Here is a 14,619-nt window from a genome sequence, read left to right as displayed (position 1 = left end):
TCACTTGCTTTTTGCAAGTATCACCGCATGAGCCTCTTCATCACGTGCCCCGTCGCGGACGTCGAACGCGCGACCGCCTTCTACACGGCCCTCGGCTGGACCCTCAACACCGAGATGTCGGACCACAACGTCTCCTGCTTCGCGATCGCGCCCGAGCAATACGTCATGCTCGGCAGCCGCGAGATGTACGCCAGCGTCGGCGGCGTCGACGAGCTGATCGGCGGACCCGACACGCCCTCGAAGGTCACCGTGTCGTTCGACCTCGCCAGCCGGGAAGCAGTTGACGCGCTGGTGGAGCGCGCCGAGGCGGCCGGAGGCAGGATCGGCGACACCGACGACTACCCGTTCATGTATCAGCGCCAGTTCGACGATCCCGACGGCTACCACTACTCCCCGTTCTGGATGAAGCCGGACGACGATCAGAGCGCGTGAGCAACCTCGCTGCCGCTCTCGACATCGTGGGAGCACGGTGGGCCCTCCTCATCGTGGAACAGCTGCTCGAGGGACCGAAGAGATACGGCGACCTCCAGCGGGAGCTCGGAGCGCCGACGAACATGCTCGCGACCCGTCTGCGCGAGCTCGAAGCCGCCGGCATCCTGTCCCGCCTCCCGCTCCGGCACAACACTCGGGCCTACGCACTCACCGACCGAGGCGCGGCCCTGCGCGAGGCGATCGTCGCGCTCGGACGCTGGGGCGCGGAATAACGGTGCGGTCAGCACGACACGCAGCAGCTTGCCACTCGTGCGCGATCAACGTCCCCCGAACGCGCGCCCGCACGGGCCGCGCTCCACTCTCCCCATCGATGAATGCTCTGAACCTCTAGGCAGCGGTGCCGCCGCGTCGAGACACCGCGCAGCGCGCAGTACGGTGATGATGTGCCTCCTGGTCGCAAGTTCCCCACCGCCAAGAGGTCCGCTGCGACTGCGGCTCGGTACGCCAAGCGCAGAAAGCAACGCTTAGCTCGCGTCGACAACGACCTCACGCCCGAACAATGGGGTCGTATCCGCGAGGCGTGGGGCGGTTGCGCGTATTGCCAGGCGGCGGATGTCGCCCTGCAACGCGACTGCATCATGCCGATTTCGCGCGGTGGCCGCTACACGCTTCAGAACGTTGTTCCGGCCTGCGCGTCGTGCAACGCGAGCAAACACAATGGCGAGGTCACCGCGTGGCTTCGTCGCAAGCGGCTCGACGAGAGAACGTTCCTCGTCCGGCACGCGACGATACTCACTGCACTCGTCTCTGCAGAAGACGATCACGACCCGGCAGAAGACCACGACGACGCATGACCCGGCGGCGCAGAAATCAGGCGCAGAGGTCAGCCGCACAGGTCAGCCGCAGGTCAGGGGAAGAGATGCCCCAGCACGTACCAATCCACGTCGTCGAAGGCTCGGGTCGCGACGGCTGACGCCTCCGGAGAGACATCAGGCGCCAAGCGCGTCCACAGGGCGCGGGCGGCTGTCAGGTCCCGGGCTCGGACGAACGTCCCCATCTCGTAGATCGCGGTGTTGTATGCCACGGTGTTGGTCCCCGGAGGTGCCTCGAAAGGCGCGTAGGGGTCGATCCAGGGAATGGACGGATCCGGACGAAGGATGAGCTCCTGGGTGGGTTGGATCGCGGCGCCCAGCACGTGATTGAAGGTCATCAGCGTCGGATACGAGACGCACAGACGCTCCCCGATCGCGATCAGGTTGTCGTTCGGCGCAACGACATACGAGCGGACGCCGGCCGCGTCGGACACGACCTCGCCACGTGCGCCATCCCTTGCTCCTTGGTCCGTCACGCCGCCACCCAGAACCGCGGGTACCCCGTCTTCGATCGTGATCACCGCCGTCGTGGAGCAATCGCCCGGCCCTCCCGCAGGGATCCAGGTGCCCTTCGAGATCTCGACGTAGCCCTCCGGCACCCCGGCATCCGCCAACTCGATCTGCTCCTCCGCGTATGGCGTGGGCGTGGGCGTGGGCGACGGAGTCGACGTTCGAGTCAGATTCCCGACCCCTTGCGCTGCTGCACGAATGACGTCCGCCGTGACCGAGAGCGCAGGCACCGCAAGGGCGACAAGACCTCCGACCACGAGAGCAGACACTCCGATGGTGATCTTGGTGCGACGGTCCATATGGCCGAATATATCGGCCGGATGGATTCATCACCAGAAGCGGATGTGCGACCCGACCGCCGCGCAGTCGAACCGGAGCCACCCTCAGACCAATGCACTCAGAGTCCGAGCAGCCGCTCGTGCGCCCTCCGTCACGCCCGCCCCTTCAGGATGAGGTTCCAGTACACCCACGGCAGCACCCACCGATCCAGCAGGTACGTGAAGCGGCGTTCGCGATACAGCTTCTTCCAGAACGGGATCGACGGCGTCAGGCGACCGGAGCGGTCGAACTCCGCGAACACCGCCGTGCGCCTGGTGACAGTGAAGGGGGTCACGCTGTAGCCGTCGTAGCGAGTGTTCTTCGCGGGCTTGGTGAGCGCGTCGGCGATGACCTTCGCCTGCGGCCGCAGCGCCCCGCCCGAGCGGATCGGCGTGACCGACGTGGCGTCGCCGAGCGCCCAGACGTTGGCCCATCGACCGTGACGTAGCGTCTCGGGATCGACGTCGACGAACCCGTCCGCTCCGCTCAACCCGCTCGCGCGGATCCAGTCGGCCGCGCGCTGCGGCGGCACCGCATGCAGGAGGTCGTACCGGATGGTGGTCCACTGGCCGTCGCGCTCGACGTCGACCTCCCGCAGATCGGAGCGCACCTCGACGACCTCCGCCCCGAAGAGCGTCTCGATGCCGTACTCGTCGAGCTTGCGAGACAGCTCCGACGCCACCTCCGGGATGCCGAAGGGCGCGTCTTCGGCGGTGACGAACACCACCCGGATGCCGGACAGCAGCCCGAGGCGCTTCCACCGATCGCACGCGAGGTACATCGGCTTCTGTGAGACGCCGGCGCACGAGGCCGGCTCGGCGGGCTGCGTGAAGACGACCGTCCCGGAGCGGATGTTCTGCAGAGCGGTGGATGCTTCCTCCGCCAGGTCAAGCGTGTAGTTCGAGACCAGCGTCGGGCTGCTCTTCGCCTCTTCCAGACCCGGGACCGCGTCCCAGTGCTGCTCGATCCCGGCCGCGATGATGAGCTGCTCGTACTCGATCCGCCTGCCGGATGACAGCTCGACCATGCTCTCGTCGGGGAACACGGCAGCCACGCGATCCTGCACCCACGTCACCCCGCGCGGCGTGACCGCGGCCTGAGGGCGCACCACCGGCCGGCGATCCGCGACCCCGCCGGCGATGTGCGACTGCAGCGGCGCATACACGTGCTCGTCTCGCGGCTCGACGATCATCACGTCGTCGACCCCGCGGCGACGCAGCCGCGCGGCGATCGCGACACCGCCGTTCCCTCCGCCGATAATCAGGATCGGTCGTCCGCTTCGTGTCGAAGAGCTCGTCATGCTCCCGAGCATCCTCGAACCGCCGAATTTGCACCATCCCCTTGATTGATGGGCCGAGGAACCGCGCTTACGTCCGGTACAGCACCGGCATGGAATCCAGCAGGGTGCGCGTGTACGGATGCTGCGGCGCGTTCATGACCTGCTCGCCGGTGCCCTCCTCAACGATCTTCCCGTCGTGCATCACGGCCACGCGATGCGCGAGGTGGTGCACCACGGCGAGGTTGTGCGTGATGAAGAGGTAGGTGACGCCGGTCCGCTCCTGCAGCCGCACGAGGAGATTCAGCACCTGCGCCTGCACCGACACGTCGAGCGCGGAGGTCGGCTCGTCGAGCACGATGAACTCCGGATCCGCCGCCATGGCGCGGGCGATCGCGATGCGCTGCCGCTGTCCTCCCGAGAACTCGTGGGGGTAGCGGTTGACGGCATCAGCGGGGATGCCGACCTGCTCCAGCGACTCGTACACGCGCATGGTCCGATCGGCACTCGGCATCCCGGCGGCGACCAGCGGTTCGGCCACCGACCGTCCGATCGCGAAGCGCGGATCCAGCGAGTCGTTCGGGTCCTGGAACACCATCTGCACGCGGCGGCGGTGACGGCGCAGCGCCGATCCGCGCAGCCCGGTCACGTCTCCGCCGTCGAACTCGATGCTGCCGGAGGTCGGCTTGCGCATCAGCAGGATCGCGCGGGCCAGCGTGCTCTTGCCGGATCCCGATTCGCCGACTAGCCCGAGCGTCTCGCCGCGCCGCACGTTCAGGCTCACGTCATCCAGCGCGAGCAGGGCATTGTCGCCGTGACCGAAGCGTTGGGTGATGTTACTCACCCGCAGCACGTCATCCGGCAGCGCCTCCTCAGCCGCAGAGACCGTCGACGATGAATTCACGATGCCTCCTCCAGAACGGCCGGAACCGCGTCGAAGTCGTTGTCGGCCGGGATGACCGCCAGCGGCGAGCGCACCGGCACGGACGGCCGCGGGATGCTCTCGAGCAGCGCCCGCGTGTACGGATGCTGGGGATTCTCGAGCACGCGCTGGGTGGTGCCGGACTCCACGATCCGCCCGCGGTACATCACCGCGATCCGCTCGCACAGCTGCCCGATGACGCCGAGGTCGTGGCTGATGAACAGCACGCCCATGCCGGTCTCGTCGCGCAGCGTGCGGATCAGGTCGAGGATCTGCGCCTGCACGGTGACGTCGAGCGCGGTGGTGGGCTCATCGGCGACGAGCAGTGTCGGGTCGGCGGCCACCGCGATCGCGATCACCACCCGCTGTCGCTGCCCGCCCGAGAGCTGGTGCGGGTAGTACCGCATGCGGCGCTCCGGCTCCGGCATCCGCACCAGACGGAGGATGTCGAGGGCTTTCGCATCTGCCGCCTTCTTGTCGCCGACGCCGTGGATCCGCAGCACCTCGGCGATCTGCGCGCCGATCCGCATGCACGGATTCAGTGCCGACATCGGCTCCTGGAACACCATCGAGGCGCGCACGCCCCGCACGGTACCCCAGTCGCGTTCCGAGGCTTCCTTCATCTCGGACCCGGCCACGGTCATCGTCCGGGCGGTGACCGTGGCCGAGTCGGGCAGCAGCCCCATCATCGCCAATGCGACGCTGGACTTGCCGCTGCCCGACTCTCCGATGACGCCGACGATCTCCCCTGCGCGCACCCGGAGCGACACTCCCGTCACGGACGGCGGGGCGGTGCCGTATGCGATCGACAGGTCTTCCACGCGGAGCGCGTCAGTCATGTGTGCGACCTTCCCGGTGAGAGGTCAAGACACGCCGCGCGGAAGCATCCGCGTGCGACAAGTTCTGACCCTTCACCGCGCGAGCCCGCGCGGACCCGCGCGGTGAAGGAGCCGCGACGACTGCTCATTCGGTCAACCAGGCCGAGTCGAGCTTGTAGCGCGAGTAGAACGCGTCGGCTTCGTAGCCCTTGAGCTTGTTCGCGTCCCAGACCTCGAAGTACACGGGCACGGCGGCCGGCACGAACTCGAGCACCTGCTCGGCGGATTCCTCCGCGAGCTGAGCCACGAGGTCGTTGTACTCCTCGGGAGTCGCCGCGGCCATGGCCTGGTTCAGCAGCTCGCGCGCCTTGTCGGCGTCGGGGTTGCCGTCCCAGTGGTTGTACACGCCACCCTCGAGCAGCACGGGCTGCAGGTAGAACGCGGCCGAGGCGCGCGGGCTGCCGGGAATCGCGACCAGGTCGGTCCAGGACTCGCCCGTGGTGAAGATCGGGGCGATCTCCGACAGCGGCGTGGCCTCGAGGTTGAGCGTGATGCCCGCCTCGGCCAACTGCTGCTGCATCATCTCGTACACCGGGTGGTGCGACTGCGCCACGTCACCCATGTACGCGAGAGTGATCTCGGGGTCGGTCTGACCGGCCTCGGCCAGCAGCTTCTTGGCCTCGTCGACGTCGCGCTCGTAGTACGGCAGGTCCGAGGCGTCCGGGGCTCCGGGGTCGCCGGCCGGCGGCACGAACGAGATCCCGGCATTGCCGAGCATCGCGGTGTCGACCAGGGCCTGACGGTCCAGCGCGAGCGAGAACGCACGGCGCACGTTCACGTCGGCGAGGGGCCCGGCCTCGGGGTTGATGTAGATCGCGAGGTTCTGGCGGAACGCCGCTTCACCGAGTGTGAACCCGGCGGACTCCGCCTGACTCGCGAGGTTGCCATCGATGAACGACGCCGCCTGCACGCTCCCCTGCTGCACGGCCGCGAGCAGGGTGCTCTCGTCGGGGTAGAGCTCGAACACGACCTGGTCGAGGTTCGGCTCCTCACCCCAGTAGCTCTCGTTCTTGTCCATCGTGACGCTCACGCCCTGCGACCACTCGGTCACCTGGAAGGCGCCGGTGCCGAACGTCGTGGTCTGGCGCTCCTCTTCGGATGCCGCGCCGTACCCCTCTTCGCTGACGATGAAGAACGTCTGACGTGCCGAGACCGCATCGAGGAAGGTGCCGTCGGGCTGGCTGAAGTGGAACGTGACCTCGTGGTCGCCCGTCGCCTCGACGCTCTCCATGTTCACGAGGTAGGTGGCGTTGGTGCCGCCGTCCTTGCGCGTCTCGAACGAGTAGACGACATCCGACGCGTCGAACGGGCTGCCGTCGGCGAAGGTCACATCGTCGCGCAACTGGAAGACCCACGTGAGCTCGTCGGTCTGCTCCCATTCGGTGGCGAGCGCCGGGTTCACGGTGCCGTCGTTCTCACGAGTGAGGAGGGTGTCGTAGGCGATCGAGTTGATCACCTCGGCCGCGATCGCGGAGGCGACCATCGGGTCGACGCCGCCGGCGGAAGGCTCGGCGGGAACGCCCCATGTCAGGGTGCCGCCGGCGACGGGCTCGCCGTCGGCGACGGTGCCGGTGGTCTCCCCCGTGCCTGTTCCGCATCCGGTGAGTACCAGGGCGCCGGCCATGATGACCGCCGCGCCCGCAAGATATGACCTCTTCATCGCTGACTCTTCTCTGTGTGGGTGGTGCCTCGGGTCGTGCTCTCTGTGGTGAGGGTCGTGCTGGTCGTGCTGGTCGTACCGTTTTTCGGGGCGCGTCGTCCGCCACCACGGCCGAGCGAGAACGCGGGCTCCCGCCGGGGCGCGAGCCAGTCCTGCAATCCGTCGGCGAGCAGGTTCCACGCCGCCGACAGCAGGATGATCACCAGCGACGGCAGGATGATCAGCAGCGGCTGCATCTGCATGAAGCGCGTGAACTCGCTGATCATGCGGCCGGCCGAGGGCTCGGGAGCCTGCACGCCCTGGCCGAGGTAGCTGAGCGCCGCCTCGATCAGCACGATCTGCGACGCGACCGACGCGAACTGCACGAACAGCGGCGTGAGCACGTTCGGCAGCAGGTGCTCCGCGATGATGCGGCTGCCGCGGACTCCCGAGAGGCGGGCGGCGAGCACGAAGTCCCGGTCGCGCAGGGCGATCACCGGGGCCCGCATCACCCGGGCGAAGCCGGGAGCGAAGACCAGTCCGAGTGCCAGGATCAGCGGCCACGCGCCGTTGCCGATCACGACGCCGACCACCAGGGCCACGAGGATCGCGGGCAGGGCGAGCAGCGCGTCGACGATGCGCATGATGACGGCATCCACCCATCCGCCCACGTACCCGGCGATGAGTCCGAGCGTGGTGCCGACCACCGCGCCCAGCAGGGCTCCGGCGCCCGAGATGAGCAGGCTGGTGCGGGCGGCGAGCGCGAGGCGGGTGAACGTGTCGCGGCCGAGGTTGTCGGTGCCCAGCCAGGTGTCGCCCGAGGGCGGGCTCATCGCCGGACCGGCCGTGCCGAGCGGATCGAACGGCGGCCACAGACTCATCCATCCGGCGAGCAGCAGGATGAAGGAGAGGATGCCGGCACCGGCCCAGAACGACGGGCCGAGCTTCGGGCGCCGCCGGCGCTGACCGACGGCGGCGACGAGGGCGAGTTCGCGGGTGACGGTCATCGCGTGTGCACTCTCACTCGGGGATCGATCAGCGGATAGATCAGGTCGACGATGAAGTTGATGCCGACGTACACGGCGCCGATCAGCAGCACGGTCGCCTGAATGATCGGGTAATCCGAGCTGCGGATGCCGGTGAGCAGCAGCTGCCCCATGCCGGGGAGCGAGAACACCTGCTCGATGACGACTGTGCCGCCCACGAGCGCGGCGAGCTCGATGCCGACGACGGTCGTCACGGGAATGAGCGCGTTGCGCAGCGCATGCCGACCGACCAGTCGTGAGGGTGAGGCGCCCTTCGCCCGCGCGGTGCGCACGAAGTCCTGCCCGAGGGTGTCGAGGAGCGTGCCGCGCGTGTACCGGGCGATGATCGCCGCGAGCACGATGCCGATGAGCAGCGCCGGCAGCACCAGCACCCCGATCGCGCGCAGCGGGTTGCCCGCGGCCCCGGCGTACCCGACGAGCGGCAGCTTCAGGGTGAGCGAGTTGATCAGGATCAGCACGGCCCCGAGCACGAACGGCGGTGTCGCGAGGAGCACGAACGAGGTGCCGCGCACGATGTGATCGCTCGGTCGGCGCCAGCGGGTGGCGGCCAGGATGCCGGCGGGCAGCCCCAGCACGACGCCGAACAGCGTGGCCATGACCGCGAGGGTGAGGCTGAGCGGCAGCCGGTTCGCGATCATGTCCGACACCTCGCCGGGGAGCGTGATGGCGGCACCGAAGTCGCCCCGCAGCACTCCCCCGAGCCAGATGAAGTACTGCGTGATCGCCGGCTGGTCGAGGCCGAGCTTCTGCCGCAGGGCGTCGAGCTTCGCGGGGTCCGGGTTCGCGGGGTCGGCGAACGAGGCCAGCGGGTCGCCCGGGATGATCCGCACCATCGAGAACACGATGACCGAGAGCACGAACAGTACGAAGAGCGACGACAGCACGCGGGTGATGATGTAGCGGGTCATTCAGGATCCCGTCGTCGTGGCCGTGGACATCACGGGGTCATCCGTGCGTCGGGATCGGTCCGGCGCCGACGAGCGGTTCGGAACGCGGGCCCGGCACTGCGAAGGCGGCGATGTCGTCGGAGGTCTCGCCGTCGAGCGCGAGCTCCGACAGGATGCGCCCGAACGCCGGGGTGAACTTGAATCCGTGCCCGGCCGACAGCGCCACGATGACGTCGGAATGCTGCGGCAGCGGGCCGAGCACGAACCGGCGGTCCGGCGTGAGCGCGTACTGGCAGGTGACGGTGCGCAGCTCCGGCCCGGCGTCCGGGAGCAGTCCGTGCACGAAGGCTCCGAGCTCGGCGGCGAGTTCGCGGGACGGCACGAACGTGCGCTCCGCCGGCGTCATCCGGTTGTTCGAGACGTCGCGTGCGGCCTTGACCGTGGGCTCGCCGAACGTCGGGAAGCCGTAGTAGCACTCCTCGTGCTCCCAGATCCACACCGGCAGGCGGTCGGCGCCGAGCGGGGCCGCGTCGGCGGGACCGAAGTACGTCACCTGCTCCTGCATGATGTCGAGCGGGATCGCGGCACCGAGCGGTTCGAGCAGCATGTTCGTCCAAGCGTCCGCTGCGACGATGACCTTGGCCGCGCGCACGTCGCCGTTCGCGGTGCGCACGATCACGCCGTCACCGTCGGGTACGAGAGCCTCGACGGCGGTGCGGTCGCGGATGTCGGCGCCGAGCGCCCGGGCCCGCAGCTGCAGTGTGGCGACGGTGCGCGATGCGTGCGCGATGCCGGAATCGGGTGTGTAAACGGTCTCGACGTTCTCGGGTAGCCGGAACTGCGGCCAGCGGGCGTGCACCTCGGCGGGGGTGAGCAGTTCGTGGGGCACGTCGCACTCGGTCAGAGCGGCCGTGAAGTCGGCGGCCGCGTACGGCCCATCGGTGGGGATGAAGATGACGCCGCCGGTGATCGTGAGCAGACGTTCGCCCGATTCCTGCTGCAGGTCGTCCCAGTCGCGGTAGGCGGACTGCGCGAGCCGCACGTATTCCGGGGCGCCGTACGAGGTGCGGACGATCCGGGAGGTGTCGTGCGATGCACCGCGCACGTGTCCGAGTTCGTACTGCTCGAAGGCGACGACCCGAGCTCCGCGTCGGGCGAGGTGATAGGCGGCCGCACTCCCGAGTGCGCCCATCCCGACCACTGCCACCTCAAAGCTCTCCATGCCGCCCCGTTCCCTCGTGTTCCGCGATAGCCGTGATTCGCGATAGCCGTGATTCGCGATAGCTCAGTGTGGGCACCCGCTCCACGGCACAGCCATAGGTCGATCACCCATGCCGGGCAAAGATGAATGTGCGGTGAACACCGTGCATCCACGCCGCGGTCGGACCGCACGAGCCTGTTCCGGTGCTGTCACGCCGTCCGGTGGTTGTCAATCCCGTCGCACGAAACGCCGGCGCGATGCGAGGGTGGCATCTCCATCGATCCCTAGGGAGAGGAGCACGCCATGAGCGCCGGAGACGACATGAAGAATGCCGCTGAGAAGGCCGCAGGCAAGGTCAAGGAGGGGGCCGGAAAGGCCACCGACAACGAGAGCCTCGAGTCCGAGGGTCGCACGGACCAGACCAAGGCGTCGGCCAAGCAGGCCGGTCAGAACGTGAAGGATGCCGCCGGGAAGACGGGCGAGAACATCCGGGACGCATTCAAGGAGTGAGACCTCGCCTTATGCGGGCCCCACTCCTTGGATTCCGTTCGGGGGTGAGGCCCGCGTAACGCGGACCTCACGTCCAGAGGTCAGACCTTGCGGTTGCTGCTGATCGATCGGATCAACCAGGCGATCACAGCGATCGCGAGCAGGACGAGTCCGACCCACAGCAGGAACTGCAGCGACTGGACCAGTCCGCCGGTGATCGCGAGAATCACAGCGACGACGATGACGATGATGAGGAGGATGTTCATCGGTCTTCCCTTCTTTCTCGGGGTGGGCACCCCGATAGCGGTCCTCACATTAGCGTCGGGCCGCCCGGAACCGGAGGGGGTTGACGGGGACGTCTTCACAGTGGGATGACAGGAGATAATCATGCCGAACCGACAGAACAGTGCGCTCAAGGACCCGGAGCTGTACGAGAAGCTCCGCGACGACGGAGCCTCCAAGGAGAAGGCCGCTCGGATCTCGAATGCCGCCGCCAAAGAGGGCCGCGGTGCCGTCGGACGACGCGGCGGCGAGCACGGCGATTATGAGGACTGGACCGTTCCCGAGCTGCGCGATCGCGCCAAGGAACTGGGTCTCACCGGCTACAGCGGCAAGCGCAAGGCCGAGCTGATCTCCGCGCTGCGGAACCACTAGGCGACGCCCGGTGGCACGATTCGGCGTGGAGGAGGAGTTCGTCCTCCTTGACGGCACGAGCCTCGTGCCCCTCGGGATCAGCGACGCGATGCGCCGCGACGCGACCGCGCTCGCGCCACCCGGTCAGGTGACAGCCGAGTACCTCACCTGCCAGCTCGAATGCGTGACGGCCCCCGTACACACGCTCGCCGAGGCGGATCTGCAGCTCCGGCGCATGCGTGAATCGCTCGCGCGCCACGCGATCGGGCAACATGGGGTGGTCGCCCCGTCGGGCACCCCGTTCGCGATGACGCGCTCCCTGGCGGTCTTCCCCGCCCCGCACTATGACGACGTCGCCGCGCACCTGGCGCACCTCACCCGTGGGCACGAGGTGAACGGCGTGCACGTGCACGTCGAGGTCGCCGGCGACGAGGCCCGGGTGCGAGCGCTCAACGGTCTGCGCGGCTGGCTGCCCGTGCTGCTCGCCCTCACCGGCAACAGCCCCTTCTCCGACGGCCTCGACACCCGGTTCGCGAGCTGGCGCACCGTCGTCATCCGCCGGCTTCCCGCGTCGTGGAGCCCGCCGCGATTCCATGACTTCGACGATTACCGCAGTCACGTCGACCGACTCGTCGACATGGATGCGATCTCGGCGGCCGCCTCACTCTCGTGGGCCGCACGCATCTCGGAGCGCTATCCGACGGTCGAGGCCCGCGTCTTCGATGCACAGCTGGATGTTGCCGACACCCTCTTCGCCGCCGCCCTCACTCGCGCTATCGTGATGTCGGACGACGATGACGGCTCGGTCGTCGGCGTCGATGAGCTCGACGCCTCGCTCTGGACCGCGGCCCGCCGCGGGATGGATGCGCGCATCGTCGACCCCCGCTCGGGAGAGATCGCCCACGCGGCAGACGTCGCCCGGCGCCTGCTGCACGCGGTCCGCCCCGCGCTCGAGGAGCTCGGCGACCTGGCGTTCGTCGAGGAGCACCAGGAGCGGATGCGGCGCGACGGCACCGGTGCCGATCGACAGCGGCGTGCCTTCGCGCAGGGCGGGATGCCGGGACTCCGCGAGCTCTACCTCGCGGGCACGCGCGCGCAGGCGTCCCACCCCGGCATCCTCGACGACTGACTCCCTGCACCGATACCGACACCGGCGGCCGCCCTCGCAGTCGCACGCCGGGAGTATCGTCAGGCTGTGACAACCTTCACCCCCGTGCAGCGACTCGTGATCTCGGTCGCGGTGCTCGCCTCTTTCGTGACATTCCTCGACGGCACGGTCGTGACCGTCGCCCTTCCCGCGATCAGCGAGGAGCTCGGCGGCGGCATCACCACTCAGCAGTGGGTCGTCGACGCGTATCTGATCACTCTGAGCGCGCTGATCCTGCTCGCCGGCTCCGTCTCCGACGCGTACGGCCGGGTCGTGGTGATGCGGGTCGGGCTCATCGCATTCGGCGTGGCCTCGATCGCGGTCGCCGCGGCATTCGATCCGCTCAGCCTGATCATCGCGCGCGCAGCGCAGGGCGCGGCCGGCGCTCTGCTCGTGCCGAGTTCGCTGGCGCTCATCACCGCGACCATGCGGGCGGACTCGCAGTCCCGGGCGATCGGCGTATGGACGGCCTTCACCACGGCGGCGCAGCTGGTCGGACCACTCCTGGGCGGCCTGTTTGTCGACTTCCTGTCCTGGCGTTTCGTGTTCCTGATCAACGTGCTCCCGATCGGCGTGACGCTGCTGCTGCTCGCCCGGCTCCACCTGCCCGAGCATCCGAAGGGCGTGAAGGTCGACTGGTGGAGCGGCATCCTGTGCGCGATCGGCCTCGGCGCGGTCGTGTTCGCGCTGATCGAGCAGCCCAACCTCGGCTGGTCCTCCCCCGCGATCTGGCTGCCCGGCGTTGTCGGCGCGGTGCTGTTCGCGTGGTTCCTGTGGCGTCAGAAGGCGGCAGAGAAGGCCCTGATGCCGCTGTGGCTGTTCCGTGTGCGGGACTTCGGATGGGGCAACATCGCCACGTTCTTCGTCTACGCGGCGCTGTCTCTGAACGGCTTCGTGATCGGCGTGTATCTGCAGCAGGGCGCGGGGCTCAGTGCGACGGCCGCCGGACTCGCGAGCCTGCCGATGACGATCCTGATGATCCTGCTGAGTTCGCGCGCAGGCGGCTGGGCCGGTCGCTACGGTCCGCGCATCTTCATGACCGTCGGGCCGCTGCTGATGGCTGCCGGGTCGCTCCTGCTGCTGTTCGTCTCCGAGGACTTCGACTACTGGTGGCAGGTGCTGCCGGCCATGATCGTGATCGGCCTCGGCCTCTCGCTCACGGTCGCGCCGCTCACCTCGGCGATCCTCGGCGCGATCGACGAGTCGCACTCCGGCATCGCCTCGGCCGTCAATAACGCGGTCTCGCGGGTTGCAGGGCTGCTCGTGGTCGCGATGCTCTCGACGATCGTGGGCGGCTCGCTCGACCTCGACGGTTTCCACAACGCTGCCTGGGTCACCGCGGTGCTGCTCGTGCTGGGCGGGGTGGTGTCGTGGATCGGCATCCGCCGCAACCCGGCCGATCAGACGGATGCCGCGCCGGCCACCGCGCCGACACCCACGCCGACGGAGGCATGACCCTGGACCGCTCGCCACGAGCCGCCGGTCACCTGGCACTCGCCCCTGCACTGGCGCTGACGCTACTGGCTCTCGCCGGATGCGCCGCCGCCGCTTCCTCGAGTCCGGCCGGTTCTGCCTCCGGCGACGCCCCCGGCTTCCCGTCCGGCGCTGTCCCCGACTATCAGCTCGGCGGTGCGTACGACCCCGCGCCCGGGGTGGGCATCGTCGGCCGCGACCGTGGGGCGGACCCCGCGGATGACGTGTACTCGATCTGCTACGTGAACGGGTTCCAGACGCAGCCCGGCGAGCTCGACACCTGGCCCGAGGATCTGCTGCTGCACCGCGACGGCGACCTGCTGTACGACCCGGACTGGCCCGACGAGGTGCTCGTCGACACCTCGACCGCCGACCGCCGCGACCGCATCGCCGCGCTGGTGACCCCGTGGATCGAGGGGTGCGCCGAAGCCGGCTTCGACGCGGTCGAGTTCGACAACCTCGACTCGTACACCCGGTCGCATGGGGCCCTCGCACTCGATGACAACCTCGCGCTGGCGACGATGCTGGTGGATGCTGCGCACGACGCCGGGCTCGCGGCGGGCCAGAAGAACGCCGCCGAGGACGCTCGGATGCTGCACGAGCGCGCGGGATTCGACTTCGCGGTGACGGAGGAGTGCGCGGTCTTCGAGGAGTGCGGGGCCTACACCGAGGTATACGGAACGTACGTGATCGACATCGAGTACAGCGATGCCCTCCCGCGACCGTTCGCGGAGATGTGCGCTGACCCCGACTCTCCCGCGTCGATGGTGCTCCGCGACCGCGACCTGGTAACCCCCGATGACGCCGCGTACGTGTTCGAGACCTGCGCGGACTGACCCCGCCGCACGACGGCGGGGAGTGCCCCTGATCTCTCAGGCGCACTCCCCGCGCATCGT

At 68.7% G+C, this 14,619-nt stretch carries 17 protein-coding genes; 8 read left to right on the top strand and 9 right to left on the bottom strand.

The features are described from left to right. Window positions 1-27: 27 nt before the first annotated feature. From AC2D10_RS14885 to AC2D10_RS14875, 3 genes are all read left to right on the top strand, one after another. Window positions 28-432, top strand: a complete 405-nt coding sequence (locus AC2D10_RS14885; RefSeq protein WP_484708778.1) for a VOC family protein — start codon at window positions 28-30, stop codon at window positions 430-432. After that, complete coding sequence (locus AC2D10_RS14880) at window positions 429-704, top strand: winged helix-turn-helix transcriptional regulator (RefSeq protein ID WP_484708776.1); 276 nt, start codon at window positions 429-431, stop codon at window positions 702-704. The genes AC2D10_RS14885 and AC2D10_RS14880 overlap by 4 nt, the downstream gene beginning before the upstream one ends. A gap of 171 nt (window positions 705-875) precedes the next feature. After that, window positions 876-1,286: an HNH endonuclease gene (locus tag AC2D10_RS14875; protein WP_484708775.1), complete on the top strand. Its 411-nt coding sequence runs from the start codon at window positions 876-878 to the stop codon at window positions 1,284-1,286. Window positions 1,287-1,339: 53 nt separating this feature from the next. Here the strand turns inward: AC2D10_RS14875 and AC2D10_RS14870 are convergent, their stop codons facing one another. The 8 genes from AC2D10_RS14870 to solA all read right to left on the bottom strand — a co-directional run bounded on the left by AC2D10_RS14870 (window position 1,340) and on the right by solA (window position 10,002). Then, a complete protein-coding gene (locus AC2D10_RS14870; protein ID WP_484708774.1) occupies window positions 1,340-2,113 on the bottom strand; it encodes a hypothetical protein in 774 nt (257 codons plus the stop codon). Between the two features lie 131 nt (window positions 2,114-2,244). Beyond that, entirely contained in the window at window positions 2,245-3,432 is a 1,188-nt protein-coding gene (locus tag AC2D10_RS14865; protein WP_484708773.1) for an NAD(P)/FAD-dependent oxidoreductase, read from the bottom strand. A 67-nt stretch (window positions 3,433-3,499) separates the two neighbouring features. Beyond that, entirely contained in the window at window positions 3,500-4,312 is an 813-nt protein-coding gene (locus AC2D10_RS14860; RefSeq protein ID WP_484708772.1) for an ATP-binding cassette domain-containing protein, read from the bottom strand. Further along, window positions 4,309-5,169 (bottom strand): ABC transporter ATP-binding protein, encoded by an 861-nt coding sequence (locus tag AC2D10_RS14855; RefSeq protein ID WP_484708771.1) that lies wholly within the window; start codon window positions 5,167-5,169, stop codon window positions 4,309-4,311. Before AC2D10_RS14855 ends, AC2D10_RS14860 begins: the two co-directional genes overlap by 4 nt. Window positions 5,170-5,293: 124 nt before the next feature. Then, on the bottom strand, window positions 5,294-6,868 hold the full coding sequence (locus tag AC2D10_RS14850; protein WP_484708769.1) for an ABC transporter substrate-binding protein: 1,575 nt from the start codon (window positions 6,866-6,868) through the stop codon (window positions 5,294-5,296). Beyond that, window positions 6,865-7,854, bottom strand: coding sequence for an ABC transporter permease (locus AC2D10_RS14845; RefSeq protein ID WP_484708768.1), 990 nt, complete (start codon window positions 7,852-7,854; stop codon window positions 6,865-6,867). The genes AC2D10_RS14850 and AC2D10_RS14845 overlap by 4 nt, the downstream gene beginning before the upstream one ends. Then, window positions 7,851-8,801, bottom strand: a complete 951-nt coding sequence (locus AC2D10_RS14840; protein WP_484708767.1) for an ABC transporter permease — start codon at window positions 8,799-8,801, stop codon at window positions 7,851-7,853. The genes AC2D10_RS14845 and AC2D10_RS14840 overlap by 4 nt, the downstream gene beginning before the upstream one ends. Before the next feature lie 37 nt (window positions 8,802-8,838). Further along, window positions 8,839-10,002: an N-methyl-L-tryptophan oxidase gene (gene solA, locus AC2D10_RS14835; RefSeq protein ID WP_484708766.1), complete on the bottom strand. Its 1,164-nt coding sequence runs from the start codon at window positions 10,000-10,002 to the stop codon at window positions 8,839-8,841. A gap of 282 nt (window positions 10,003-10,284) precedes the next feature. Here solA and AC2D10_RS14830 point away from each other — a divergent pair, with 282 nt between their 5' ends. Beyond that, on the top strand, window positions 10,285-10,491 hold the full coding sequence (locus AC2D10_RS14830; RefSeq protein WP_484708764.1) for a CsbD family protein: 207 nt from the start codon (window positions 10,285-10,287) through the stop codon (window positions 10,489-10,491). A gap of 80 nt (window positions 10,492-10,571) precedes the next feature. Here AC2D10_RS14830 and AC2D10_RS14825 read toward each other — a convergent pair whose 3' ends face one another. Next, the gene (locus tag AC2D10_RS14825) at window positions 10,572-10,736 is read right to left on the bottom strand and encodes a hypothetical protein (RefSeq protein ID WP_484708762.1); all 165 of its coding nucleotides are present in this window, start codon (window positions 10,734-10,736) and stop codon (window positions 10,572-10,574) included. A gap of 121 nt (window positions 10,737-10,857) precedes the next feature. Here AC2D10_RS14825 and AC2D10_RS14820 point away from each other — a divergent pair, with 121 nt between their 5' ends. The 4 genes from AC2D10_RS14820 (at window position 10,858) to AC2D10_RS14805 (ending at window position 14,559) form a co-directional block, all read left to right on the top strand. Further along, entirely contained in the window at window positions 10,858-11,124 is a 267-nt protein-coding gene (locus tag AC2D10_RS14820) for a DUF7218 family protein (protein ID WP_484708761.1), read from the top strand. A gap of 10 nt (window positions 11,125-11,134) precedes the next feature. Further along, window positions 11,135-12,232, top strand: coding sequence for a carboxylate-amine ligase (locus tag AC2D10_RS14815; RefSeq protein ID WP_484708760.1), 1,098 nt, complete (start codon window positions 11,135-11,137; stop codon window positions 12,230-12,232). Between the two features lie 66 nt (window positions 12,233-12,298). Beyond that, window positions 12,299-13,705: an MFS transporter gene (locus AC2D10_RS14810; protein ID WP_484708758.1), complete on the top strand. Its 1,407-nt coding sequence runs from the start codon at window positions 12,299-12,301 to the stop codon at window positions 13,703-13,705. Continuing rightward, entirely contained in the window at window positions 13,702-14,559 is an 858-nt protein-coding gene (locus AC2D10_RS14805; protein ID WP_484708757.1) for an endo alpha-1,4 polygalactosaminidase, read from the top strand. The genes AC2D10_RS14810 and AC2D10_RS14805 overlap by 4 nt, the downstream gene beginning before the upstream one ends. Window positions 14,560-14,619 lie beyond the last annotated feature (60 nt).

Source organism: Microbacterium sp. PI-SA-G (genome assembly GCF_057215335.1).
Note: the sequence above shows the minus strand (reverse complement) of the source record. Positions and strands in the feature narration are given on the sequence as shown.

Coding starts and splice junctions, on each gene's coding strand:
- AC2D10_RS14885 (WP_484708778.1), top strand. CDS start 28: ATGAGCCTCTTCATCACGTGCCCCGTCGCGGACGTCGAACGCGCGACC.
- AC2D10_RS14870 (WP_484708774.1), bottom strand. CDS start 2,113: ATGGACCGTCGCACCAAGATCACCATCGGAGTGTCTGCTCTCGTGGTC.
- AC2D10_RS14865 (WP_484708773.1), bottom strand. CDS start 3,432: ATGACGAGCTCTTCGACACGAAGCGGACGACCGATCCTGATTATCGGC.
- AC2D10_RS14855 (WP_484708771.1), bottom strand. CDS start 5,169: ATGACTGACGCGCTCCGCGTGGAAGACCTGTCGATCGCATACGGCACC.
- AC2D10_RS14850 (WP_484708769.1), bottom strand. CDS start 6,868: ATGAAGAGGTCATATCTTGCGGGCGCGGCGGTCATCATGGCCGGCGCC.
- AC2D10_RS14845 (WP_484708768.1), bottom strand. CDS start 7,854: ATGACCGTCACCCGCGAACTCGCCCTCGTCGCCGCCGTCGGTCAGCGC.
- AC2D10_RS14840 (WP_484708767.1), bottom strand. CDS start 8,801: ATGACCCGCTACATCATCACCCGCGTGCTGTCGTCGCTCTTCGTACTG.
- solA (WP_484708766.1), bottom strand. CDS start 10,002: ATGGAGAGCTTTGAGGTGGCAGTGGTCGGGATGGGCGCACTCGGGAGT.
- AC2D10_RS14830 (WP_484708764.1), top strand. CDS start 10,285: ATGAGCGCCGGAGACGACATGAAGAATGCCGCTGAGAAGGCCGCAGGC.
- AC2D10_RS14825 (WP_484708762.1), bottom strand. CDS start 10,736: ATGAACATCCTCCTCATCATCGTCATCGTCGTCGCTGTGATTCTCGCG.
- AC2D10_RS14820 (WP_484708761.1), top strand. CDS start 10,858: ATGCCGAACCGACAGAACAGTGCGCTCAAGGACCCGGAGCTGTACGAG.
- AC2D10_RS14805 (WP_484708757.1), top strand. CDS start 13,702: ATGACCCTGGACCGCTCGCCACGAGCCGCCGGTCACCTGGCACTCGCC.